The 22,651-nt window shown below is 67.3% G+C and carries 19 protein-coding genes and 1 tRNA gene; 9 read left to right on the top strand and 11 right to left on the bottom strand.

What is annotated here, in order from left to right; all coding sequences use genetic code 11:
• Positions 1-4 precede the first annotated feature (4 nt).
• Complete coding sequence (locus FPV16_RS04575) at positions 5-490, top strand: DUF1178 family protein (RefSeq protein ID WP_227436448.1); 486 nt, start codon at positions 5-7, stop codon at positions 488-490.
• A gap of 18 nt (positions 491-508) precedes the next feature.
• Here the strand turns inward: FPV16_RS04575 and FPV16_RS04570 are convergent, their stop codons facing one another.
• Positions 509-1,000, bottom strand: coding sequence for a disulfide bond formation protein B (locus FPV16_RS04570; protein WP_018044976.1), 492 nt, complete (start codon positions 998-1,000; stop codon positions 509-511).
• Positions 997-1,578, bottom strand: coding sequence for a YqaA family protein (locus FPV16_RS04565; protein ID WP_227436446.1), 582 nt, complete (start codon positions 1,576-1,578; stop codon positions 997-999). The genes FPV16_RS04570 and FPV16_RS04565 overlap by 4 nt, the downstream gene beginning before the upstream one ends.
• Before the next feature lie 156 nt (positions 1,579-1,734).
• Here FPV16_RS04565 and FPV16_RS04560 point away from each other — a divergent pair.
• Positions 1,735-1,821: transfer RNA gene (locus FPV16_RS04560), tRNA-Leu, on the top strand.
• A gap of 43 nt (positions 1,822-1,864) precedes the next feature.
• Here the strand turns inward: FPV16_RS04560 and FPV16_RS04555 are convergent.
• From FPV16_RS04555 to FPV16_RS04545, 3 genes are all read right to left on the bottom strand, one after another.
• On the bottom strand, positions 1,865-2,563 hold the full coding sequence (locus FPV16_RS04555; protein WP_227436444.1) for a glutamine amidotransferase-related protein: 699 nt from the start codon (positions 2,561-2,563) through the stop codon (positions 1,865-1,867).
• Between the two features lie 46 nt (positions 2,564-2,609).
• On the bottom strand, positions 2,610-3,986 hold the full coding sequence (eat, locus tag FPV16_RS04550) for an ethanolamine permease (protein WP_227436442.1): 1,377 nt from the start codon (positions 3,984-3,986) through the stop codon (positions 2,610-2,612).
• 97 nt (positions 3,987-4,083) lie between these two features.
• On the bottom strand, positions 4,084-5,244 hold the full coding sequence (locus FPV16_RS04545) for a ceramide glucosyltransferase (protein ID WP_227436440.1): 1,161 nt from the start codon (positions 5,242-5,244) through the stop codon (positions 4,084-4,086).
• Positions 5,245-5,440: 196 nt separating this feature from the next.
• Here FPV16_RS04545 and FPV16_RS04540 point away from each other — a divergent pair, with 196 nt between their 5' ends.
• Entirely contained in the window at positions 5,441-6,340 is a 900-nt protein-coding gene (locus tag FPV16_RS04540) for a histone deacetylase (protein WP_227436437.1), read from the top strand.
• Positions 6,341-6,346: 6 nt separating this feature from the next.
• Here the strand turns inward: FPV16_RS04540 and FPV16_RS04535 are convergent, their stop codons facing one another.
• Complete coding sequence (locus tag FPV16_RS04535) at positions 6,347-6,940, bottom strand: TetR/AcrR family transcriptional regulator (RefSeq protein WP_227436435.1); 594 nt, start codon at positions 6,938-6,940, stop codon at positions 6,347-6,349.
• 102 nt (positions 6,941-7,042) lie between these two features.
• Here FPV16_RS04535 and FPV16_RS04530 point away from each other — a divergent pair, with 102 nt between their 5' ends.
• Genes FPV16_RS04530 through FPV16_RS04520 form a run of 3 tightly spaced genes read left to right on the top strand, consistent with a single transcriptional unit; the run spans position 7,043 to position 12,379 of the window.
• Positions 7,043-8,161 (top strand): efflux RND transporter periplasmic adaptor subunit, encoded by a 1,119-nt coding sequence (locus FPV16_RS04530; protein ID WP_227436433.1) that lies wholly within the window; start codon positions 7,043-7,045, stop codon positions 8,159-8,161.
• Positions 8,158-9,243 carry an efflux RND transporter periplasmic adaptor subunit gene (locus tag FPV16_RS04525; protein WP_227436431.1) on the top strand — a complete coding sequence of 362 codons (1,086 nt, stop codon included), beginning with the start codon at positions 8,158-8,160 and terminating at the stop codon, positions 9,241-9,243. The genes FPV16_RS04530 and FPV16_RS04525 overlap by 4 nt, the downstream gene beginning before the upstream one ends.
• Before the next feature lie 37 nt (positions 9,244-9,280).
• Positions 9,281-12,379 carry an efflux RND transporter permease subunit gene (locus FPV16_RS04520; protein WP_227436428.1) on the top strand — a complete coding sequence of 1,033 codons (3,099 nt, stop codon included), beginning with the start codon at positions 9,281-9,283 and terminating at the stop codon, positions 12,377-12,379.
• On the opposite strand, the gene FPV16_RS04515 is transcribed toward FPV16_RS04520, so the two are convergent.
• Positions 12,380-13,075, bottom strand: a complete 696-nt coding sequence (locus FPV16_RS04515) for an SGNH/GDSL hydrolase family protein (RefSeq protein WP_227436425.1) — start codon at positions 13,073-13,075, stop codon at positions 12,380-12,382.
• Positions 13,072-13,593 carry a tRNA (N6-threonylcarbamoyladenosine(37)-N6)-methyltransferase TrmO gene (gene tsaA / locus FPV16_RS04510; protein WP_227436422.1) on the bottom strand — a complete coding sequence of 174 codons (522 nt, stop codon included), beginning with the start codon at positions 13,591-13,593 and terminating at the stop codon, positions 13,072-13,074. The genes FPV16_RS04515 and tsaA overlap by 4 nt, the downstream gene beginning before the upstream one ends.
• A 267-nt stretch (positions 13,594-13,860) precedes the next feature.
• Here tsaA and FPV16_RS04505 point away from each other — a divergent pair, with 267 nt between their 5' ends.
• Positions 13,861-15,330, top strand: a complete 1,470-nt coding sequence (locus tag FPV16_RS04505) for an AMP nucleosidase (RefSeq protein WP_227436479.1) — start codon at positions 13,861-13,863, stop codon at positions 15,328-15,330.
• Between the two features lie 68 nt (positions 15,331-15,398).
• Here FPV16_RS04505 and FPV16_RS04500 read toward each other — a convergent pair whose 3' ends face one another.
• The 3 genes from FPV16_RS04500 to FPV16_RS04490 form a co-directional block, all read right to left on the bottom strand.
• Positions 15,399-16,103, bottom strand: a complete 705-nt coding sequence (locus FPV16_RS04500; RefSeq protein ID WP_227436420.1) for a peptidoglycan-binding protein — start codon at positions 16,101-16,103, stop codon at positions 15,399-15,401.
• Positions 16,104-16,374: 271 nt separating this feature from the next.
• Positions 16,375-18,849, bottom strand: a complete 2,475-nt coding sequence (locus tag FPV16_RS04495; protein ID WP_227436418.1) for a PBP1A family penicillin-binding protein — start codon at positions 18,847-18,849, stop codon at positions 16,375-16,377.
• 169 nt (positions 18,850-19,018) lie between these two features.
• Positions 19,019-20,206, bottom strand: a complete 1,188-nt coding sequence (locus FPV16_RS04490) for a transglycosylase SLT domain-containing protein (RefSeq protein WP_227436416.1) — start codon at positions 20,204-20,206, stop codon at positions 19,019-19,021.
• Positions 20,207-20,525: 319 nt separating this feature from the next.
• Between FPV16_RS04490 and FPV16_RS04485 the strand changes: the two genes are divergently transcribed.
• Positions 20,526-21,719, top strand: coding sequence for an inositol-3-phosphate synthase (locus FPV16_RS04485; protein ID WP_227436414.1), 1,194 nt, complete (start codon positions 20,526-20,528; stop codon positions 21,717-21,719).
• A 23-nt stretch (positions 21,720-21,742) separates the two neighbouring features.
• Positions 21,743-22,639, top strand: a complete 897-nt coding sequence (locus tag FPV16_RS04480) for an HD domain-containing protein (RefSeq protein ID WP_227436412.1) — start codon at positions 21,743-21,745, stop codon at positions 22,637-22,639.
• Positions 22,640-22,651 lie beyond the last annotated feature (12 nt).

Here is a 22,651-nt window from a genome sequence, read left to right as displayed (position 1 = left end):
GCCGATGATCCGCTACACGCTCGTCTGCGAGAACGGACACGATTTCGAAGGATGGTTTCGCTCCAGCGATTCCTACGACGCTCAGGCGGCGGACGGCCTTGTTGCCTGTCTGGCCTGCGGCTCCACGCGGGTCACGAAGGCCATGATGGCGCCGGCGCTGGCAAAGACCGTCGCAATGGTGCCGGACAAAAGCCGCGCGATCGCCGAAGCTACTGCGAGCGACCCCGTCGCCGCGCCTTCGACGGAGGTGCCGGTGATGGCCGAGCCGGAGCGGCAGTTGCGCGCGCTGATGCGAGCCATGCGCGAGCATGTGACCCGGACCGCCGACAATGTCGGCCCCCGCTTCCCGGAGGAGGCCCGCCGCATGCATTACGGCGAGGCCGAGTCCCGGGCGATCTACGGCGAAGCGAGCCCCGCCGAGGCGCGCGCCCTCGTGGAGGAGGGGATCGAGGTCGCGCCGCTCCCCGCCCTGCCGGGCGACCTCAACTGAGAGGTCGGCGCCGTCCCGTTACCGCTTGAGGGCCGCCGTTCCGGCGATGGAGGCCAGGACAAAGGCGATGGCCGCATTCCAGCCGGCAAGCGAGATGCCGAGGAAACGCCAGGCGGCGGTGGAGCAATCGGCGACCCGCGTCGCCTTCAGGGTATCGAGAAAGTCGCCGACATCGCTGGGATTGGCGCCGCTGCCGCCGCCGCAATCGGACGGGCCGGCCCAGAACGCCCATTCGGCGCCCGCGTGATAGACACTGAGGCCTGCCCCGTAGAGCAGCCCGAGGGCGGCGATCCCGAGGATCAGCCGGGTCAGGCGCTCGGGCGTGAACAGCGCCAGCAGGGCCAGCGGGATCGCCGCGTAATAGGGCAGGCGCTCCGTCAGGCAGAGTTTGCACGGCACGTAGCCGAGGACCCACTGAAAATAGAAGGCGCCCGCGATCGCCAGTGCGGAGCCGATCAGGACCGCGAGCGCAGCCCGGCGAAGGCGGAGGAGTGTAGAGTAATCGATCACAGCAGCACCTTGAACAGGACGAAGCCGAGGATGATGACGGCCACCGTGATGGCCGCGACGACGTTCAGATGCCGGTCGAGGACGGCGCGAATGGATACGCCGTAGCGCTTCAGAAGCCCAGCGAGGAGAAAGAAGCGCGCCCCGCGGGTGATGAGCGAGAGCAGGACGAACCAGAACAGGTCGTAATGGGCGAAGCCCGACGTGATCGTCACCAGCTTGAACGGGATCGGCGTGAGCCCCTTCAGCAGGATCACCCAATGCCCGTACTGGGCGTAAGAGGCCTGGAAGCTCGCCGCCTTCTCGTTCAGCCCATAGAGCGAGAACAGCCAGACCCCAATGGAATCGTAGAGCAGCGCGCCGATCGCGTAGCCGAGCAACCCGCCGGCCACCGACGACAGGGTGGTGATCGTCGCGTAGAACCAGACCTTGTCGGGCCGGCTCACCGCCATCGGCACCAGCATCACGTCGGGCGGGACCGGAAAGAACGAACTCTCCGAGAACGCCACCGCACCGAGCGCGTAGGGGGCGGACGGCTTGCCCGCGAGCGCGAGTATCCACTCGTAGAGGCGGCGGATCATGAAGGGCTTCTATCCGAAAGGGGAGGGCGCGAGGCTCTTTGAGCACAACCCGGCCGGACTTGCGAGCCGGACTTGCGAGCCGGAACCGTCGTGGCGAGGCCCGGCCGCAAAACCCCTCTGGCCGTCCGCGCGATCCTGTGCCATGAGGCGGATGTTGCGGGCGTGGTGGAACTGGTAGACGCGCCGGACTCAAAATCCGGTTCTGGTGACAGAGTGTCGGTTCGATTCCGACCGCCCGCACCATTCGCCCCGGCGACGCGGCCCGTGAGCCAGTGCCGGGCAGCCCCTACCTCGATTGCAGGAATTGGCGGATCCAGCCGCCGACGCGGGGAGCATCGCTCTTGCCGCGCAGCGAGGCGACGGCCGCTGCCTGAAACGCCTCGTCGTGAGGTGCCGTGGGCCGGTGCCCGGCAATGAGAGCCGTCGCATAATCGATCTCGAATTCCGGATGGACCTGGAACGAGATCGCCCGTCGTTCGGGATAGGACAGGATGCCGTAGGGCGTGAAGGCATTGCCGCCGAGAACGCGCGCGTCCGAAGGGGGAGCGATGACCTGATCCTGGTGGATCGCCGGAACCGAGACGCGGCTCGCCTCGTCCATCCAGTCCGCGCGTTCGAACACGTCATAGGTGTGGAGGCCGATGCCCCAGCCCTTCGCCGATTTCTCCACCGTGCCGCCGAAGGCCGCCGCCATGATCTGATGGCCGAAGCAGAGGCCGACGAGCTTGGCGCGCCCATCGACCTCGCGCAGGAAATCCTTGAGCGGCGCGATCCACGGCAGGTCGTCATAGATGCCCGCCGCCGAACCCGTCACGACGAACGCGTCGAACGCCTCGGGAGAGGCCGGAAACCGCCCCTCCGCCACCGGAAAGGTCGTCACCTCGGCCGGGTCGCCGAGGAGTCTCTCCACCATGCGACCGTAGGACGGGTAGTCCTCGGCCAGGCGAGCAGGCGGTGCTCCCGCTTCGATGATTCCAATCTTCATCGCCGTCTTATGGCCAAGACTGGGGATCGATACGAGCCCCAGCCCCTCAGATAGCGGGATCGAACGTCGCGGCGGGAGCAGCCGCCACCGGCTTCGCCAGGAAATGCGAGGCGGCGACCGCGACCACCATCACGGCCAGGAAGATCGCGAAGATCACCGGGTTGAAGATGACCAGGGCGATGAAGCAGATGCCGGCCATGGCCAGGGCGAAGGCGGGGGCCACGGGGAAGAACGGCGCCCGATAGGGACGGGCGAGGTCGGGCTCGCTGCGGCGCAGCTTGAACAGGGCTGCCATGCTCATGCCGTACATCACCAGCGCGCCGAACACCGCCATCGTGACGATGCTCGCGGTGAGGGACTGGCCCGCGATCTCGATGAGGTTGTCGCTGTAGATCGCCGCGATGCCGACGAGGCCGCCGGCGACGGTGGCCACATGCGGGGTCTGGAAGCGCGGGTGCACCTTGGCGAGGAAGCCGGGCAGGTAGCCGGCGCGGCCGAGGGCGAAGATCTGGCGCGAATAGCCCATGATGATGCCGTGGAAAGAGGCCACGAGGCCGAACAGGCCGAGCCACACCAGCATGTGCAGCCAACCGCTCGACTCGCCCACCACCGTCTTCATCGCCTGGGGCAGCGGGTCGTTGAGGTTGCTCAGGGTGCGCCAGTCACCCGAGCCGCCGGCGAAGATCATCACGCCGAAGGCGAGGACGGTGAGCGTCAGCACGCCGGTGATGTAGGCGATGGGGATCGTGCGCTTGGGGTCCTTGGCCTCTTCCGCCGCCATGGCAACGCCCTCGATGGCGAGGAAGAACCAGATGGCAAAGGGGATGGCCGCGAACATGCCGCCCACCGCGGCGAGGCTGAATGTGGATTCGCCGGCCCAGCCATGGGCGGCGAAATTGGTGAGGCTGAAGGCGGGGGCGACGACGCCCATGAAGACCAGCAGCTCGCCCACCGCCAGGATGGTCACGAACAGCTCGAACGTGGCGGCGATCTGCACCCCGATGATGTTGAGGGTCATGAAGATCAGGTAGGCGCCAAGCGCCGCGTGTTTCGGGTCGAGGCCCGGAAACTGGACGTTGAGATAGGCGCCGATGGCGAGCGCAATGGCGGGCGGCGCGAAGACGAACTCGATCAGCGTCGCGTAGCCGGCGATGCAGCCGCCGATCGGTCCGAAGGCGCGTCGGCTATAGGCGAAGGGCCCGCCGGCCTGCGGGATGGCCGTGGTGAGTTCGGTGAAACTGAAGATGAAGGCGACGTACATTGCGGCGATGAAGGTCGTCGTCACCAGGAAGCCGAGGGTTCCGGCGCTGGCCCAGCCATAGCTCCAACCGAAATACTCGCCCGAGATCACGAGACCGACGGCGATACCCCAGAGATGGAACGCGTTCAGGCCTTTATGCAGGCCGGTGGATTCGCTTTGCATGGTGGCTTCCCGTCATCGGCGAAGGCTGCCGTCGGGAAATGGCCAAGCAAGAGTTTTGCCGTACGAGAAATAGGGAGTGCGGCGCCCGTATCCGCCGTCAGGCCACCGTCGCGCGGGTGCGCAGGCGGGGCGTCTCCTTGGGGCGGATGTCCATGGCGTTGCCGCGCCAGACGATGGCGCTCTGCATCCAGGCGCTCGCCCACATGACCGGGAGGGTCGCGTCGCGCAGGAGGAAGGCGAGGAGGAGCCGGGGAGAGCGGTGCCACCCGGCGCGGGCGGCGAGCGCGTATTCGGCGCCGTACCAGAGCATGGCCATGGCGACGACGCCGATCAGGACCGGAGCGTCCGGGACCGCGAGCGCCGCGATCGCGAAGGGAAGCACCGCGCCCGAGCCGATCTCCGGCGCGAAGAAATGCGGGAAGGTGACCCGGCGCAGGCGCGCCCAGCGCACCTGCCGCGACCAGACCTCGCGGAACGCACGGTTGCCCAGGGGCTGGTCGAAGGGCGAGGCCACGAGATGCACCCGCTTGCCCGCCGCGCGCACGAGCTTGGTCGCCGCCGCATCCTCGGCGATCTCGGCGGCGAGCGCCCGGATCCCGCCCTGCGCATCGAGGAAGGGCTTGTGCCAGAGCATGCTCTTGCCCTGGGCGAAGCCGAGGCCGAGACTCTCGCCGGTATATTGCCAGCGCGCCTGAAGCGTATTGAGGAAGGCGCATTCGAGTTCGGCGAAGAAGCCATGCGGCCGTGCGCCGATGGGCGTGGAGCAGACGAGGCCCGTATCCGCCCGCCACGAGGCCTGCAGCCGTTGCAGATAGTCCGGTGGCATCAGGACGTTGGAATCGGCGAGCACCACCCATTCGTGGCGGGCCGCCTCCCAGCCGCGCACGCAATTGTTGAGCTTCGGATTGTCGCTGATGCGCTCGTCGCCGACGATGAGCCGCGCCGGCACCGCCGGATGGGCCGCCATCAGGCGGTGCAGCAGCGGGACGATGGGATCGCGGCCGTCAGCGACGCAGAAGATCAGCTCGTAATCCGGATGAGCGAGATGGAAGCCGCGCTCTAGCATCTCCTCGCTGAACGCTTCGAGGCCGCAGACCGGGCGCACGAGGGAGATCGGCGCAGCGCTGGGAAAGCTCGGGAGCCCGCGATTGCGGCCGATGCGCCATGCGGCGATGGCGATGCTGAGACAATTGACCAGGGTCAGCGCGGCACAGAGCGAGAGCGCGACGATCGCGCCGGTCTCGATGCTGCCCATCATGCCGCACTCCCTCCGGGCCCCCGCCGCTTGACGGAACCAGCCCCTGCCCGAGGCCGTAACAGGCAGGCTGTTTCAGTCGTATGACAGCGGCGCGGCTCCCATCGGCCGCCCGTCGGAGGGAAGGCGAGCGCGTGAGCGAGACGAGACCCGTGGCCGTACGCGGAACTGTACTCCGGCACGGCCGGTTCGACCCGGCATGATTCCGCCCATCGTCGTCCACCCCGCCTATCAGGCCGTCCTGCCGGACGGGCACCGGTTCCCGATGCGGAAATATGGGCGGCTGGCCGAAACGCTGGCGCGGCTTGGTCTCGCCCCCTCCGGCTTCGTCAGGCCGGAACCGGCGGACGCGGCCCTGCTGAAGCGGGCGCACCGGGCTGATTACGTCGATGCGGTCCTGTCCTGTTCCGTGTCGCGGGAGATCGAACGCGGCATCGGCCTGCCGGTGGACGAGAGCGTCGTGGCCCGTTCGCGGGCGTCAGTCGGCGGTACCCTCGCGGCGGCGCGGCTGGCGCTGGACCATGGCCTCGCCGGCAGCGCCGCCGGCGGCAGTCACCATGCGCGGCGGGAGACGGGTGCCGGCTTCTGCGTGTTCAACGACGTCGCCGCCGCCGCCCTGGCGCTCCAGGACGAGGGTACGATCCGCAGGGCCCTGGTGGTCGATTGCGACGTCCATCAGGGGGACGGCACCGCCGATTGCCTCGCAGGCTCGCCGGACCTGTTCACCTTCTCGATCCATGCCGAGAAGAACTATCCGACGCGCAAGATACCGGGCGATCTCGATGTAGGCCTCGTCGACGGCATCGACGACGCGGCCTACGCCGCCGTGCTCGGCGCGCATCTGCCGGGCCTTCTCGATGGGCTCTCGCCGGACATCGTGTTCTACAATGCCGGGGTCGATCCTCATAGGGACGACCGGCTCGGGCGCTTGTCCCTCACCGATGCGGGCCTCGCCGCGCGGGATCGCTACGTCGTCGGAGAGGCGCGCCGGCGCCGCATCCCCCTCGTGGCGGTGATCGGCGGCGGTTATGCCACCGATATCGACGCCCTCGCCGCCCGCCACGCCCTCGTGTTCCAGGCCATGGCCGCCCTCGCGTGAACCTGCTCAGGGCGTCCCGCACGAATCGGGTGGGATCTCGCCCTCGGTCACGCATCGCGCCACCTTCTCAAGGCCGTCGAAGAGCCGCTCCAGCTGCGCGCCTTCCATCGAATGGAAGCCCAGAGTCCGGGAGATCAGCAGCCCCAGCGTCGAGAAGACCAAAGCCGCGCCGATCCCCGGACAGGTCTCGATCTTTTCCAGGGCGGCGAGCCGCTCACTAAGGAAGGCGTTGAAGCCGGCGAACGCCTCCGGATTCTCCGCCGAGGCCAGGAGGAAAGCCCGTGGAAACCCCTCCTCGTCGGCATAGACCTGCCTTGCATGAGCGATCAGGGCGAGGGGGAGGGCGGAGGGGCCCGGCACCTGCTCCGCTTCGAGCCGGGCGATGCCGTCCTTGACCTCCTTGAGCTTGCGCTCGGCCATCGCCGAGATCAGCGCGTCCTTCGACGAGAAATGGTGGAGCACCCCGCCCTTGCTCAGGCCCGCTTCGGCCGCGACCGCGTCGATGGTCAGGGTGCGCGTGCCCGCGCGACGGATCAGGCTCTCGGCCGCATCGAGGATGACGCTCGGCCGATCCTCCCGCCGTGTACGCGGCTTCGCCATGTTCCCCTCTCTAAAAACCGTCTGGACGGTCGGTAAGATAACCGATAGACAGGCGCCTCGATAGAGCTTTTGCGGGATGGGGTCACAGTGTCTGGTCCGACCATGTCCATTCGACGGTACCGCGGCGCCCGGACGGTGGCCTGCCTCGGCTTCGCCGCCCTGGCTTGCCTGCCGGCGCAGGCGAAGGACGATGCCGGCCAACCCGGCCCGACTGCCTCGAAGCAGAGCCTCGCCGTGGTCCGGACGGCGAAGGCCGAGCGCAGCACCATTTCAGCCGATCTCGTCTTCACGGGCGACATCCAGGCCCAGTCGCAGGTCAACGTCGCCTTCCGCAATAACGGCAAGATCGCCGTGCGCCTCGTGGAAGTGGGCGATCACGTCACCGCCGACCGGGTTCTGGCCAAGCTCGATCCGCAGGAGCAGCGCGCCAATCTCAACAACGCGCAGGCTGCGCTCACCTCCGCCGAGGCGCTGCTGACCCAGGCCAAGGTCAATTTCAAGCGACAGGAGATGCTGCTCTCCAGCGGCTTCACCACGCGGCCGAGCTATGACGATGCCGAGCAGCAGCTCCGCACGACCCAGGCCTCGGTGGAATCCGCCAAGGCGGCTCTCGGCACGGCCCAGGAGCAGTTCTCCTATACCGACCTGAAGGCGGGCGTGGACGGCATCGTGCTCAGCCGCAGCTTCGAGGTGGGCCAGGTGGTCCAGGCCGGACAGACCGTGCTCACCATGGCCGAGGACGGGCCGCGCGACGCGGTGTTCAACGTGTTCGAGGCGGTGCTGGCGACCCCGCCCGAGAGCAAGCAGGTCGACATCACCCTCCAGGCGGATCCGAAGGTGCGGACCGTCGGCACGGTGCGGGAGATCTCGCCCAGCGTCGACGCCGCCTCCGGGACCGTGCGGGTGAAGGTCGGCCTGAAGGAGACGCCCGCCGCCATGTCCCTCGGGGCCATCGTCATCGGCACCGGCAAGTTCAGGCCGCAGGCGGCCATCGTCCTGCCCTGGTCCTCGCTCTACCGCTGGGAGAACGGGCCGGCCGTGTGGGTGCGTGATCCGGCCAGCGGCAAGGTCGCCCCGCGCAACGTGACCATCGACCGGTATTCGCCCAACACCATCGCCCTGTCCGGCGGTGTCGAACCGGGCGAGGAGGTGGTCATCGCTGGCATCCAGTTCCTCCGGCCGGGCCAGACCGTCGCCGTTGCCGAGGAGATCGCCCGATGATCCGCTCCGGCATCCGCGTCGTCCTGATCGGGGCGGCCCTGTCCGGCCTCGGCGCCTGCCATGGCGCGGAGGAGGAAGCCGGCCCGCCGCCGGTGCGGCCCGTGCTCTATACGGTGGCCAAGCCCGTCGACACGATCGTGTTCGGGCCCTTCGCCGGGTTCGTGGCCCCCCGCTACCAATCGGAGATCGGATTCCAGATCGCGGGCCGGGTCATCGCCCGCGACGTGACGGTGGGCGACGTGGTGAAGAAGGGCCAGCGTATCGCCGCCCTCGACCCCATCGTCACCCGCTTCGCCCTCACCCGCGCCGAGGCGGAACTCGCCGATGCGACGGCCCAATCCGAGAATGCCAGCGCCACCGAGTTGCGGCAGCGGCGGTTGATCGCCAACGGCAATGTCAGCCAGGCGCGGCTCGACAGCGCCGTGGCAAGCCGCGACACGGCCCAGGCCCGCCTCGCCCAGGCCCAGGCGAACCTGCAGAAGGCCCGTGACCAGATGGGCTATACCGAGCTGCATGCGGATTTCGACGGCGTCGTTACCGTCCGCAGCGCGGAGGTGGGACAGGTCCTCTCGGCGGGGCAGGCGGTGGCGACCCTGGCCCGGCCTGAAGAGCGCGAGGCCGTGGTGGACATCCCCGAGGATCTCGTGGGCGCCATGCCGAAGGACGCGGTCTTCACCGTGGCGCTCCAGAGCGCGCCCGACGTGACGGCGACGGGGAAAGTCCGCGAGATCTCGCCCTTCGCCGATCAGAAGACCCGTACCCGGCGGATCCGGATGACCCTGCTCAACCCGCCGGAGGCATTCCGTCTCGGCTCCACCATCACCGTCGGGCTCTCGCGCCACATGAAAGCGCGGTTCCAGCTGCCGGCGACGGCGGTCTTCGAAGCCGATGGTCGGAGCGCGGTCTGGATCGTGAACGAGGCCGGGGATTCCGTGTCCCGCCGCGACGTCACCCTGGCGGAGCGGAACGACCAGCGCGTGTCCGTCACCGAGGGCCTGAAGCCGGGGGACCGCGTCGTCCTCGCCGGGGCACTCAGTCTCAGCGAAGGCCAGCGCGTCCGCCTGTCCGAAACCTCACAATAGCCGCGCCGATCCGAACAGCCTCACGCGAGAGCCGCCCGTGAAGAACTTCAACCTGTCCGAATGGGCGCTCGAGCACCGCTCCTTCGTCTGGTTCCTGATGCTGATCTCGATGGTGGCGGGTTTCCTCGCCTACGAGAAGCTCGGCCGCGAGGAAGACCCGCCCTTCGCCATCAAGACCATGATCGTGCAGGCGCGCTGGCCCGGCGCCACGATCAGCGACACCCTCGACCAGGTCACCGAGCGGATCGAGAAGGAGTTGCAGCAGATCGACGCCGTCGATTTCAGCCGCAGCTACACCACGCCGGGGCAGACCACGGTCTTCGTCCAGCTGCGCGAGACGACGCCGCCCAAGACCATTCCGGGAATCTTCTATCAGGTGCGCAAGCGCATCGGCGATATCGGCAGCACCTTCCCGCAAGGGATCCAGGGGCCGTTCTTCAACGACGAGTTCGGCGACGTCTTCGGCAACGTCTACGCGTTCACCGCCGACGGGGTCTCGATGCGCCAGTTGCGCGACTATGTGGAGCGGGTGCGGGCCGATCTGAAGAAGGTCAACAATGCCGGCAAGATGCAGCTCCTGGGCGCGCAGGACGAGGTCATCTACCTCGACTTCTCCACCCGCAAGCTCGCCGGTCTCGGCGTCGATCAGGCCGCGGTCATCAAGACGTTGCAGGCGCAGAACGCCATCGCCCCCTCCGGCGTGATCCAGGCCGGCCCCGAGCGCGTCTCCGTGCGGGTCGGCGGCCAGTTCGTCTCCGAGGACAGCCTCAGGACCATCAACCTGCGGGTGAACGACCGCTTCTTCCGCCTCTCGGACGTGGCCGAGATCTCGCGCGGCTTCACCGATCCGCCCACCGCCCTGTTCCGCTTCAACGGCCAGCCCGCCATCGGCCTCGCCATCGCCATGCAGCCCTCGGGCAACCTGCTGACCTTCGGCCACGACCTCAAGGCGCGGATGAAGAAGCTCGAAGGCGAGTTGCCTTACGGCGTCGGCATCCATCTGGTCTCGGATCAGCCCAAGATCGTCGAAGAGGCGGTGGGCGGCTTTACCAAGGCCCTTATCGAGGCCGTCGTCATCGTGCTGGGCGTCAGCTTCATCAGCCTCGGCTGGCGCGCGGGGCTCGTGGTCTCGTTCTCGATTCCCCTCGTCCTCGCCGTGGTCTTCGTGGTGATGCAGGTGATGGGCGTCACCCTCCAGCGCATCTCGCTCGGCGCGCTCATCATATCGCTCGGCCTCCTCGTCGACGACGCCATGATCACCGTGGAGATGATGGTCGCGCGGCTCGAGGTGGGCGACACCCTGAAGAAGGCGGCGACCTTCGCCTATACCTCCACCGCCTTCCCGATGCTCACCGGCACGTTGGTCACCGTGGCGGGCTTCCTGCCCATTGGCTTCAACGGCTCTGCGGCGGGCGAATACACCTACAGCCTGTTCGTGGTCATCGCGGCCTCGCTGCTGATTTCATGGGTGGTGGCGGTGCTGTTCGCGCCGCTGATCGGCGTGAAGCTGCTGCCGAAGACCATCAAGAAGCATCACGACAAACCGAGCTTCCTGCTTCGCAGCTTCCGCGCGATGCTACTTCCGGCCATGCGTTTCCGCTGGATCACCGTGGCCTTCTGCGTCGGCCTCCTCGGCGTGTCGCTCTACGGCATCCAGTTCGTGCAGCAGCAATTCTTCCCGGCCTCCGACCGTCCCGAGATCCTCGTGGACATGACCCTGCCGCAGAACGCCAGCATCGCCGAGACCAAGGGGCAGATGGACAGGTTCGAGGCGACCCTGAAGGGCGATCCCGAGATCCTGCGCTGGAGCTCCTATGTCGGGCAGGGCGCGGTGCGCTTCTACCTTCCCCTCGACCAGCAGCTCGGCAACGCGTTCTTCGGCCAGATCATCGTCGTGACCTCGTCGCTCGAGGCGCGGGACAAGATGATTCAGAAATTCGAGGCGCTGGCCGCCAAGGAGTTCGTCGGCACCGACGTCTTCGTTCATTCCCTCGACCTCGGCCCTCCGGTGGGCCGCCCGATCCAGTACCGGCTGAGCGGTCCCGATCTCCAGAAGGTGCGCGGCCTCGCGCTCCAGCTCAGCAACATCGTCGCCTCGAGCCCGAATGTCGGCTTGCCGAACCTCGACTGGAACGAGCCGGGCAAGGTGCTGAAGGTCGACATCATCCAGGACAAGGCGCGCCAGCTCGGCGTCACCTCGGAGGATATCGCCGGTCTGCTCAACGGCATCGTCGGCGGCCGCTCGATCACGCAGGTGCGCGATTCGATCTACCTCGTGGACGTGGTCGGCCGCGCCCAGGCGGCGGAACGCAACTCCGTCGAGACGCTGCAAAGCCTGCAGGTGCCGCTGTCGAACGGCAGCGTCGTGCCCCTGCTGGCCTTCGCCACGGTGAGCTACGAACTCGAACAGCCCATCGTCTGGCGCCGCGACCGCCTGCCCACCATCACCGTGCGCGCGGCGATCGTCGATGACACCCAGGCGCCGACCATCGTCAACGCCCTCGATCCGGCGATCAAGGCGTTCGAGAAGACTCTGCCCGACGGCTACACCCTCGCCGTCGGCGGTGCGGTGGAGGAGAGCGCCAAGGGCAGCGGACCCATCGCGGCGGTGGCGCCGGTGATGCTGCTCGCCATGGCGATGTTCCTGATGATCCAGCTCCAAAGCTTCCAGAAACTGTTCCTGGTGGCGAGCGTGGCGCCGCTCGGCCTCATCGGCGTGGTGGCAATTCTGCTGCCCTTCGGCAAGCCGCTGGGCTTCGTCGCCATCCTCGGCGTGCTCGCCCTCATCGGCATCATTATCCGCAACTCGGTGATCCTGGTGATGCAGATCGACGAGTACGACCGCGAGGGCTACGCTCCATGGGATGCGGTGGTGGAGGCGACCTGCCACCGGATGCGGCCGATCCTGCTCACCGCCGGGGCGGCGAGCCTCGCTCTCATCCCCATCGCGCGGGAGGTGTTCTGGGGACCGATGGCCTATGCCATGATCGGCGGCATCATCGCCGCCACGTTCCTCACCCTGTTCTTCCTGCCCGCGCTCTATGTCGGCTGGTACCGCATCAAGGCTCCGAAGGGGGATCGACCCGCGGGCGGCGCATCGCCGGCCCCGGCAGCGCCCCATCACGCCGAGGCCTGATCAGGGCGACGCCGCACAGAGAGCGGGTTCCAGGGCCCGCATGACGCGGCGGTAATTCGCGATGTGCAGGTCGTCGCGCAAGGCGCCGGGGCGGGCGAACCCGGTATCGCCGTCGCGTAGATCTGCAAAAGGGTCGGCGTATCGGCATGCGAGGCGCCGGCACAGGACCTCGATCCGGGCGGAATAGGCCGCCACCGCCGCCGGTTCGAGACGCTTCTCGACGGAACGCGAGATGGGTGGGACGGCGGCGACCACGACGCGGTCGCTGTGGGCCTGCAGCCGCTTCACGATCCGCTCCACCGCCTCGTCGAAACGCCGGGCGGTCTTGTCGGAGAGCGGCTCCTTCTTCCGCTGCAGATCGTTGGTACCGATGAAGGCCACCACCGCGCGGGGGCGGGTCTTCACCGACAGCGTCGCCACGAGATCGGCATAGACGGAGGCCGATGCACCGCTGACGCCGCCATTGACGATCTCCGCGCCGCAGACCCGCTGCGCCGGGCTCTGCAACTCGGCCTGCGAATCGCCGGCGAGGAGGATGTAGCCGTCCGGCGCATCGTCGAGATGCGCCTGGATCGAAGGCAGCCTGTCCGTGGCGTAGAGCCGGGTGTTGAGACGCGAGGGCTTCTCGATCCATCCGATGGCGAAGCCGAGCCCGAGGATCGCCAACCCGGCAAGGGCTAAGGGCAGCGCCCTCATCGGGCCGCACCCGGCATGTCCGCTGTCTTTGCCGTACCGGCTCTGTCGACAGTGGCGCCCGGCCGGGAATCCGTCGTGGCGTAATACGGCTTGATGTCGAGGAGAGGTGTACCGTCGAGGCAGTCCAGCCCTCGGACGCTCACGGTCGCGCCGTCGATGCCGAGAAGTTCCACCACCGAGAGTGCGATGGGGTTGGGGCGTGCCGGCGAGCGCAGGGAGAACGTGCCGCGGCTGCCCTCGGCATGGCGCGGCCTCTGGCGCACGATGTCCCGGGCGGCCCGGTCCATCCAGTAGAGCACGATGAGGTGGCTCGCCCCCTCCACGTTCTGCAGACCGGGGGCGAAGGCGGCATCGACCTCCAGCGTGCAGACGGCATCGGTCTGGAGCCCGTTCTTCGGGCATTCGGCCCTGCTCGCCCACGGGGTCCGGAGACGGCCGATGAAGTAGAGCCCGGCATCATGGGACTCGGGCAGCGTGATGGTCTCTTCGCCGGGTCGCCGGTCGATTGGGTCGCTCATCGTGCGCATCGTATGTGGGGAGAGGCGTTACCCGGCGGGACCGCGCGAGCCGTTCGCAGCGAGCATGTCGGACAACTCGCCCCCGTGCGCAAGCCGGTCGACAGCGATCCGCCATGCGGGCCGCATCGTTCCATCGGGCGCCGGCCCGGTATAGGTTTCTCGCATAGGACCACGGCGGTTCTTTCGGCACCGCCGGCCATCGACCCTGCCGGCCTTGGAGCCGAAGCCTTTCGAGGAGAGAGCGTGACCACCAGCGAATGGCGCCCGATGGAATCCGTGGGCGATGCCGAGACTGCCGTCGACCGCCTCGCCGCTCTGTACGCGGGTGCGATCCAGTCGCTCCAGACCGCCCTGACCCGCTATCTCGACGGGGGCGCCGCGCCCGACCATGCGGAGCGGCTTCAGTTCCGCTATCCCGAATTGCGGATCACCTATCACCCGTCCGGGCCGATCCCGCGTTTTTCCCGCGCAACGGCGAAGTTCCAGTCTCCCGGCACCTACGCCACCACGGTGACGCAGCCGGCGCATTTCCGGCCGTATCTGCTGGAGCAGCTGACGCCGCTGATCCGGGATTACGGCGCGACCCTCGAAGTCGGCCTGAGCGCGCAGGAGATCCCCTACCCCTATGTGCTGGAGCCCGGCGCCAACCTCTCCGGCAGCGGGATCACGCCGCGCGATCTCGCCACCTACTTCCCCGTCCCGCTGCTCTCGGTGGTGGGTGACGAGATCGCCGACGGTCTCTGGGTGGCACCAGTTGAAGAGCCGAAGCCCCTGGCGCTGTTTGACGCGATCCGGGTCGATTACTCCCTGCGCCGCCTCGTCCATTACACCGGCTGCGACTGGCGCGACGTCCAGCCCTGGATCCTGCTGACGAACTACCATCGCTACGTCGACGGCTTCATCCGGCACGGCTTGGAGCAGCTCGCCAGCGGCAGGGACGGTTACGAGCGCATGATCCTGCCCGGCGGCATCTCCGTCTCGCGGGAGGAGGCGGCGAGCATCGATCCCGCAAGCCTCATCGCCGCCTCGCCCTGGCACAAGTTCCAGATGCCGGCCTACCATCTCGTGGCGCGCGGCCCCGACGGGTCGATGCAGGGCACCACGCTGGTCAATATCGGCGTCGGTCCTTCCAACGCCAAGACGATCACCGACCATCTTGCGGTCCTGCGTCCGCATTGCTGGCTCATGGTCGGCCATTGCGGCGGGTTGCGGCAATCGCAGACCATCGGCGACTACGTCCTCGCCCATGGCTATCTGCGCCGGGATCGCATCCTCGACGAACTCGTGCCGCCGGACGTGCCGGTGCCGGCCCTCGCCGAAGTCCAGCTCGCACTCCAGGCGGCCGCCGCCAGCGTCACCGGCGAGACCAGCGAGAACCTGAAGCGGCGCCTGCGAACGGGCACGGTGGTGACCTATGACGACCGCAACTGGGAGCTCCGCTTCAGCCAGGAGCGGCGGCGAATCAACCTGTCCCGCGCCATCGGCGTCGACATGGAGAGCGGCACCATCGCGGCGCAGGGCTACCGCCTGCGGGTTCCCTACGGCACGCTCCTCTGCGTCTCCGACAAGCCGCTTCACGGCGAGATCAAGCTGCCGGGCGCGGCCAACGCCTTCTACGAGCGGGCGGTGGCCGAGCACCTGCTCATCGGCCTGTCGGCCCTCGATATCCTCCGCGCCGACCGCAACGGCCTGCATTCGCGCAAGCTGAGGAGCTTCGACGAGCCGCCGTTCCGGTAAGAACGACGACTCGCTTTCAAAGTGATGCTGTCTGTGGCTCAAACCGCCATTGCAGCAATCATGACGATCTACGCTTCGTTGTGCGACAGTGGCTCATCGGAGGAATGGTGAACGACATCGCCATTGATGCTCTTCGCGGTGCGGGGCCAGCGCGATGTAATCAGCCTTTTCTTTTCAATCCGCGCGATGCTGACGGCGTTGTTCGTATTCCCGCCGAGCACATGGTAAGCCGTGTCGTCTTCGCTCTTGTAAAAACCGACATGACCGAGCTTGCTGGTTGCGTGCCCGCGCCAGAAGACGAGGATCGATCCTTTTCTCGGCGTGCAATAGTCGCCGAATTTTGCCCAATTCTGGGCAAGTAAGGGATGCTTCGGCAGGCTTTCGTCGGGAAGTGTCGCGCCGATGCAATGCGCCGCAAACAGGCCGCACCATGGAATGTCGTCGCTCTTATAATCGATGTTCAGGTTGACGGCCCATTCGATGATGTCCTCATTTGAGGGTCGCCCGGGAAACTCCCTGGTCCCGATGAGGTCGACAGCTTCCTGATACCAGACGATAGGCCCGGCATTGGTTTCGGGCTGACCTGTCGTGCTTGGAATCGTGCCGAACAAGGCTTGGCTTGTTAACGGCCCAATAATGCCATCGACCTCCAATCCTCGTAGTTTCTGAAATAATTTGACCGCCGCTACTGTCCGTCGCCCCCAAATGCCGTCGATATCGCCGGGATTGATTCCGTTTTTATGGAGGGCTGTTTGAACCGCTAAAATATCCATTGAGAATATCCTTCTCGAGACTGAATATCCAGCACGACTCAAGGTATGCGATGTGCGAATATCAGCAACTACTGATAGCAAGATTGTTGAAGGTTACAACCTAAATGACGTGCCGAGCCGACGGGCGACCGATCGGACGTATGCCGCAGAGCTCGGGCGTGGCGGATTGAGAGTGCCTCACAAAACTCCCGGTTACGGTCGGTTCTCGCTCGAAGCACGACGACGCAGCGGGAGTTTTGTCAGAGACACTTAAGTCCCGGCGACGTTCGGATCAGCGCTCGCGCCGCCACAAACCGGCCCGCTCCGAGCGGGCCTGCTCCTCCGCCGCCAGGAGGTCGGACGGGGCATCTTCGGAGGCGCGCGCACCGCCGGCCGTAAGGATCAGGGAGGCGAGATCGTCGCCGTCGATCTGGCAGCGCAGGCCCGCAGGCTGCGCCTCGTCGCCCGCGCCGCCGGCCGCTGGCGCGCAGACGACTTCGCGCCGGCGCAGATAGCGCGCGAGCTGGCGCGCCAGGGCGCCCCGCTCGCCGTCGACACCCAGCAGGCGCACCGTCCGGCCGCGGAACGAGAGAGTGCCGGTATCGATCACCTCCGGCACGCCGCGCAGCGCCCCGGCCGCGGCAGTCTCCTTGGCAGCGGGGGCCGGCTCGGCGCGGGCGGCGGAGGGGCGCTTGCGCCGTGACGCCATCTGGACGGTGGCGCGTTGGGTGAAATCCTTGAAGATCGCCGCCGGCAGGTCGCCGCCGCCGACCTTGTTCATCGAGGCATTGTCGTCGTTGCCGACCCAGACGCCGACGACGAGGTCCGGTGTCACCCCGACGAACCAGGCGTCGCGGTAATCCTGCGTCGTCCCGGTCTTGCCGCCCACCGCGAGGTTGGTGATCCGCGCGGCCCGCCCGGTTCCGCTATCCACCACGGCCTGGAGCGAATCGAGCATCATCGCCCGGCTCTCGCCCGGCAGCGGCGTCGTCGGCTTGGCATCGGGGCGCAGGTAGAGCGGGTCCGGGCCGGGCCCGCGAATGGCATGGACGCCGTAGGTGTCGAGGGGCTGGGCGCTCGCCAGCACGCCAGCATAGGCTCGTGTCATCTCGAGTAGGGACACCTCTGCCGAGCCGAGGGCGAGGCTCGGAACGTTGGGAAGGTCGGAGGTGACGCCGAGCTTGCGCGCGGTCTCGATGACGGAGGCCATGCCGATCTCGTCGGCGAGCTGGGCGGCGATGGTGTTGATCGATTGGGCGAAGGCGGTGCGGAGGGGGACTGCCCCACGGAAACGGCCACTCGCATTCTGCGGCTCCCAATCCCCGATCTGGATCGGCCGGTCGACCAGCACCGTCTCCGGCGAAAGGCCCTTCTCATAGGCGGTGAGGTAGACGAACAGCTTGAACAGCGAGCCGGCTTGGCGCTTGGCCTGGATCGCCCGGTTGAATTGGCTGTCCTCGTAATCGCGCCCGCCCACCATGGCGAGGATTGCGCCCTCCTTGTTCAGGACCACCATGGCGCCCTGGCCCGCCTTCTTCTTCGCCCCTTCCGCATCGAGCCGCCGGGCGATGACGCCCTCCGCCAGGCTCTGCAAGTCGAGGTTGAGGGTGGTGCGCAGGGTGACGTCGCCGGACGTGTCCGACAGGCGCTTGGCATCCGCCGAGACCATGTCGAGGAAATAGTTGGTGCCCGGCGGCGTCTCGGGCGGGGTGCGGAGCGTGATCGTCTCGGCGCGGGCCTTGTCGGCCTCGGCGGCGCTGATCGCTTTGGTCTCGACCATGGTCTGCAGGACGATGTCGGCGCGCTCCTTGGCGCCGCCGAAATTACGCGTCGGCGCCAATTGCGAAGGCGCCCTGACGAGGCCCGCCAGCATCGCCGCCTCGGGGAGGGTCAGCGCCTTCGCGCCCTTGCCGAAATAGCGCCGCGACGCGGCGTCGATCCCGTAGGCGCCGGCCCCGAAATAGGCGGTGTTGAGATAGCCGAGGAGGATGTCCTCCTTCGACATCGTGCTCTCGACGCGCAGGGCCAGGAACGCTTCCTGGATCTTCCGGCGCAGCGTCTTCTCCTGGGTCAGGGAGGTCAGCCGGACATATTGCTGGGTGATGGTGGAGGCGCCCTCGCGGACGCCGCCGCTCACGGTGTTGCGCCAGAGCGCCCGCGCCAGCCCGCGCGGATCGACCCCCCAATGCGAGTAGAACCGCCGGTCCTCGATGGCGACCACGGCCTGGGCGAGATGGGCGGGCATGTCGGCCGCCGTGAGCTTCTGGCCCTGGAAGGCGCCGCGCGTGGCGAAGACCCTTCCGTCATCCGCCTCCACCGTGAGGGCGCGCTGGCCGCCTTCCGGCACCACCCCGCCCAGCGGCGGCAGGGTCGCGAAACTGTAGAGGACGAGGCCCAAGACGAAGACCAGCGGCAGGGCGAGGGCCGCGAGGCCGGCGGCGAGGTAGGGCCGCTGCCGCAATCGGCCGCACCAGCTTGATTGTGGCGTCTGCGCCGCCGGAGCGATCCCTGTCGCAGGCGGAGTGCCCGTGCCGTTCGTACGCGCGGAGGCGGCGCGCGCGGCGAGTCTCGCGCCGAGGGTGCCGAGCGTCCGTCCCGCTGCGCGCCCCGTCGCAAGCAGGCCCCGCGCGAGACCGCGAAACGCCGTGGCGAGGAGGAAGCCGAGATGCTTGAACAGGACACGTGCCGCCTGTCCGGCTTCGCGGGCGGCGGTTCGGGCATCCGGCGCGTCAGGGGCCTTCGGCCGTTCCGGTTCTTGATCTGTCATCGGCCGCCGGTCGTCATCCAAGAGCGCAGGTCCCGTCGGCTCACCGTCGGCGCTGGTTCGGCGGTTCTAGACCGGAAAGAACCGTGGACGCCATGCCGGAGGTGGCATCGCTACGTCCTTTGGTCCCGCGCAGCCCGAGCGACGAATTTCGACCGAACTCGGCCGGGCTTCACTCTCTCGGCAAAGCCTCGGTCACCTGCATCCGCTGGGTCGGGGCCGAGACCCGCAGGCTGGCATCGAGGAGGGCCGAGGCCTGGCTCGGATCGCTGGCGATGTCCGGGGTGGCCTCCTGCGTGCCGACGAGGGCGGTGACGCCTTCATATTGATCGAGCCGGCGGTCGATCATGTCGCCGAGACGCTCGCGGACTTCCGCGACGGTCAGGCTGCGGCGGTGCTTCCCGGTCTTTTCCGTGAACAGGCTGCGGTTGGAGCGGGCGGCCGCGCGGAACGCTTGCTTGGCCACCACATCCGGGTTGTCGGTGCTGAGCGCCAGGAACTTGCCGGCGCTCGACGTGCCGAGGAAATGGGCGAGATAGAGTTCGGAGGTCTTCAGTTCGCGGCCGATCCGCTGCTCGATGCGGGCGCGGTCGCGCTTGATCAGCTCGCCGGCCATCAGGGCCGCCACATAGGGATCCTGGCGCAGGCGCAGGACGCGGGTGCGGGTGGCCTCGTCCTGAATCGTGATGGCGCCGCCTCGGCCGGTGATGGCGTTGGCCTCGGCTTCATAGCCGTAGCGGGCGCCGTAGGTCCGCACCAGTTCCAGCCAGGTGCCGGACAGGAACTGGAACAGCCCCTCCGCCGACGATGTCGAGGCCTTCACCGTGGTCGAGAAGCTCGATTCCTTGTCGGCGAGCGCCATCATGTAGACCGGGTCGACCCCGGTCTCGGACGACGCCTTCAGGATCGTCTCGACGATGTCGCGCGGCACATTCATGTCGCCGAACCGGAGGACGTCCCGTCCCGCGCTCTCCCGGCTCTGGGGAAGAGAAGCAAGATCGGACTCGATGAGGCTCGCCGTCGCTGGTTCCTGGTCGAGGAGGGGAACCCCCTGCCAATCCGAGGGTTTGTCGAGTGTCACCGCTGCGAAGTCACTTGCCACGAATGCGCGCAGGTCGATGCGGTCATGGGCGGTGGCGGCCGGTGCCAGAGCGCTCTGGGGCAGTCCCGACCCGAGCAGCAGGCCGATCGCGATCTTCGCGAAGGTCAATTTGGCCGATACCGTGGCGCCTGCCTTCTTTGTGCCGCGAAGGGAGCCGGGCTTCAGCCAGGCGACCATGTCTTCACGATCCAGGGTCTCGTTGGGCACGAGACGGCACGCGTCGTCGGCGCGATGCGCCGGCTCCGGGAAAAGCCCCATCAGTGTTCCTTGTTCGTGCCGCGGCGTTCTAGGACGCGGCTTCGATCGGTTCAGCGAGCGGAGGTCTCGCCGGGAGCTGTGACCACAATGGGACAGCTCCGTGATTCAAGCGTGGCACGCTTAAGGAACGGTTAAGGCTATGATTTAACGATATTTTAAGTAATCGTTCGGGTGCGGTTCAGAGAGGCCGCGTCAAAAAGGCATCCTGGCCGGGGTTGGAACGAAGGCTCCGTAGACCAGTTACGATGGTCCCAGAGGGCGGGTTCGCAACGTCGATGAGACACGCCCCGATGGACCCATTGAAGGAAGCCTTTTTCCAATGAGCATGCAGACCGGTCGCCGCGTCGGCGTTGCCTTCGTCGGTATGGGTGGCGCCGTCGCCACCACCGCCATCGCCGGCATCGAGATGATCAAATCTGGATCGAACCGTCTCGACGGCTTGCCCCTCGCAGGTCTCTCGGTCGCGGGATTGGCCGATTACAAGGATCTCGTTTTTGGCGGCTGGGACCTCAACGACGACGATCTCGCCTCCGCCGCCACCGGCCACGGCGTGCTCACCAAGCAGGACATCGAGAACGGCGCCCAGGTGCTCAAGGGCATCAAGCCCTGGCCGGCTGTCGGCAGCGCCAAGTTCTGCAAGAACATCGAGGGTGCGAACCGCATCGTCGCCGCCGATCACCGCGAGGCGGTCTCGGTCATCGCCAACGACCTTCGCCGCTTTCGTCTGGAGAGCAATCTCGACGAAGTCGTCGTGATCAACCTCGCCTCCACCGAGCGCTGGCCCGACCTCAATGCGCCGGCGCTCAACTCCCGCGCCGCCTTCGAGAAGGGACTCGATGCGAGCGACGAGTCGATCAGCCCGGCGATGCTCTACGCCTACGCGGCGATCCAGAGCGGCGTGCCCTACGCCAACTTCACTCCGAGCGTGGCGGCCGACGTGCCGGCGCTGATGGAGCTGGCCCGCGAAATGGGCGTGCCGCTGGCTGGCAAGGACGGCAAGACCGGCCAGACCATGATGAAGACGGTGCTGGCCCCCGCCCTCAAGGCCCGCGCCCTGCATGTCGATGGTTGGTTCTCCACCAACATCCTCGGCAATCGCGATGGTCTCGCTCTCAACGACAAGGACTCGCTCCAGTCGAAGCTGAACACCAAGGGCACGGTGCTCGACTCGATCCTCGGCTATCCGGTCGAGGACCATCTGGTCCACATTCACTATTATCGCCCGCGCGGCGACGACAAGGAAGCCTGGGACAATATCGACGTCACCGGCTTCCTCGGTCAGCGGATGCAGATCAAGGTCAACTTCCTCTGCAAGGATTCCATCCTGGCCGCACCCCTGGTGATCGAGATCGCCCGCGTTCTCGACCTCGCCAAGAAGCGCGGCGAGAGCGGCCCGCAGGAGCAGCTGTCCTCGTTCTTCAAGGCGCCCATGGTCGCCAACGGCCACAGTCCGGAGCACGATTTCGGCAAGCAGCAGCACATGCTCCTCGACTGGCTCGGCGTGCGTCAATGATCTCATCCGATACGGGGGGCGGCATGGCTGCCCCCTTCGCGTTGCGCGAGCTGTTCGTCGAGCTCAACGACCTGAAGCGCGTGCATTCGGCCGGGCGCATCGGCTCCATCGCCGAGCGGCTGTTCGCTCAAGGCTGGTCGGCTCTGACCGGTGGCGCCGAACCCGATTCTGTCGCCATCGACATCACCGCCAAGGCGCTCGCGGCCTCGCGGCTCTGCGATCTCGATGCCGCCTTCCTCGCTTCCGCCGGTCTCGGCGAGGCGGAAATCGGCGACGTTCTGACGTCCGGACTCGACGCCGTCACCGCCACGGTCGACCCTGAACTGAAGCGGCGTTTGGCCGTCGCGTTGCGCACGAACGAGGGTGTGCGTGGCGGTCCTTTGCCCGGCTTCGTAGCGGCACTGAACCATCAGCCGAGGGCCGGCGTGACCTGTCCCGGCAGGGCCCGCATCCTGCTGGAGCCGCCGGAAAACCATTCCGAGCATTGCCTGATGGTCGCCGTCTACGGCGTCGTGCTGAGCCCGTTCTACCGGGCCGACCCCACCCTCGTCTTCCTCGCGGCCATGAGTCACCACTTCCACAACGCGGCGATGCCCGATGCGGGTTTCACCGGTGAAATGCTGCTTGGCGATCATCTCGCGCCGATCATGGCGCGCACAACGCAGTGGGCCCTCGACGAGTTGGACGCTCCCTTGCGCGAGACCGTGGAGCGGGCGCGCGCCGTCCTGCCCGACGACGCGACGGCTGAGGGTCGCGCTTTCCACGCCGCCGATTGCATCGACCGGGTTTTACAGATTTCTCAGCACCTTAAGGCCGCCTCGCTGACCATGGCGACGGTGCTCGACGACATGGAATTAGTCCATGCCGGCCCGGTGAAGGGCTTTCACGACCGGGTCCTCAGGGATATGCGAATCCCGTGATGGTCCGATGCG

Source organism: Methylobacterium sp. W2, assembly GCF_020662345.1.
Taxonomy (GTDB): Bacteria; Pseudomonadota; Alphaproteobacteria; order Rhizobiales; family Beijerinckiaceae; genus Methylobacterium.
The sequence above is the reverse complement of the archived record's forward strand: the minus strand, read 5'-3'. Positions and strand labels throughout refer to the sequence as shown.

Excerpts from the sequence above, each read along its gene's own strand:
- FPV16_RS04490 (WP_227436416.1), bottom strand. The coding sequence starts at position 20,206 with ATGGGGCTTTTCCCGGAGCCGGCGCATCGCGCCGACGACGCGTGCCGT.
- FPV16_RS04530 (WP_227436433.1), top strand. The coding sequence starts at position 7,043 with ATGTCCATTCGACGGTACCGCGGCGCCCGGACGGTGGCCTGCCTCGGC.
- FPV16_RS04505 (WP_227436479.1), top strand. The coding sequence starts at position 13,861 with ATGGAATCCGTGGGCGATGCCGAGACTGCCGTCGACCGCCTCGCCGCT.
- FPV16_RS04515 (WP_227436425.1), bottom strand. The coding sequence starts at position 13,075 with ATGAGGGCGCTGCCCTTAGCCCTTGCCGGGTTGGCGATCCTCGGGCTC.
- FPV16_RS04565 (WP_227436446.1), bottom strand. The coding sequence starts at position 1,578 with ATGATCCGCCGCCTCTACGAGTGGATACTCGCGCTCGCGGGCAAGCCG.
- FPV16_RS04525 (WP_227436431.1), top strand. The coding sequence starts at position 8,158 with ATGATCCGCTCCGGCATCCGCGTCGTCCTGATCGGGGCGGCCCTGTCC.
- FPV16_RS04540 (WP_227436437.1), top strand. The coding sequence starts at position 5,441 with ATGATTCCGCCCATCGTCGTCCACCCCGCCTATCAGGCCGTCCTGCCG.
- FPV16_RS04485 (WP_227436414.1), top strand. The coding sequence starts at position 20,526 with ATGAGCATGCAGACCGGTCGCCGCGTCGGCGTTGCCTTCGTCGGTATG.
- FPV16_RS04575 (WP_227436448.1), top strand. The coding sequence starts at position 5 with ATGATCCGCTACACGCTCGTCTGCGAGAACGGACACGATTTCGAAGGA.
- FPV16_RS04480 (WP_227436412.1), top strand. The coding sequence starts at position 21,743 with ATGGCTGCCCCCTTCGCGTTGCGCGAGCTGTTCGTCGAGCTCAACGAC.
- tsaA (WP_227436422.1), bottom strand. The coding sequence starts at position 13,593 with ATGAGCGACCCAATCGACCGGCGACCCGGCGAAGAGACCATCACGCTG.
- FPV16_RS04555 (WP_227436444.1), bottom strand. The coding sequence starts at position 2,563 with ATGAAGATTGGAATCATCGAAGCGGGAGCACCGCCTGCTCGCCTGGCC.
- FPV16_RS04500 (WP_227436420.1), bottom strand. The coding sequence starts at position 16,103 with ATGGATATTTTAGCGGTTCAAACAGCCCTCCATAAAAACGGAATCAAT.
- FPV16_RS04535 (WP_227436435.1), bottom strand. The coding sequence starts at position 6,940 with ATGGCGAAGCCGCGTACACGGCGGGAGGATCGGCCGAGCGTCATCCTC.
- FPV16_RS04545 (WP_227436440.1), bottom strand. The coding sequence starts at position 5,244 with ATGATGGGCAGCATCGAGACCGGCGCGATCGTCGCGCTCTCGCTCTGT.
- FPV16_RS04495 (WP_227436418.1), bottom strand. The coding sequence starts at position 18,849 with ATGACAGATCAAGAACCGGAACGGCCGAAGGCCCCTGACGCGCCGGAT.
- eat (WP_227436442.1), bottom strand. The coding sequence starts at position 3,986 with ATGCAAAGCGAATCCACCGGCCTGCATAAAGGCCTGAACGCGTTCCAT.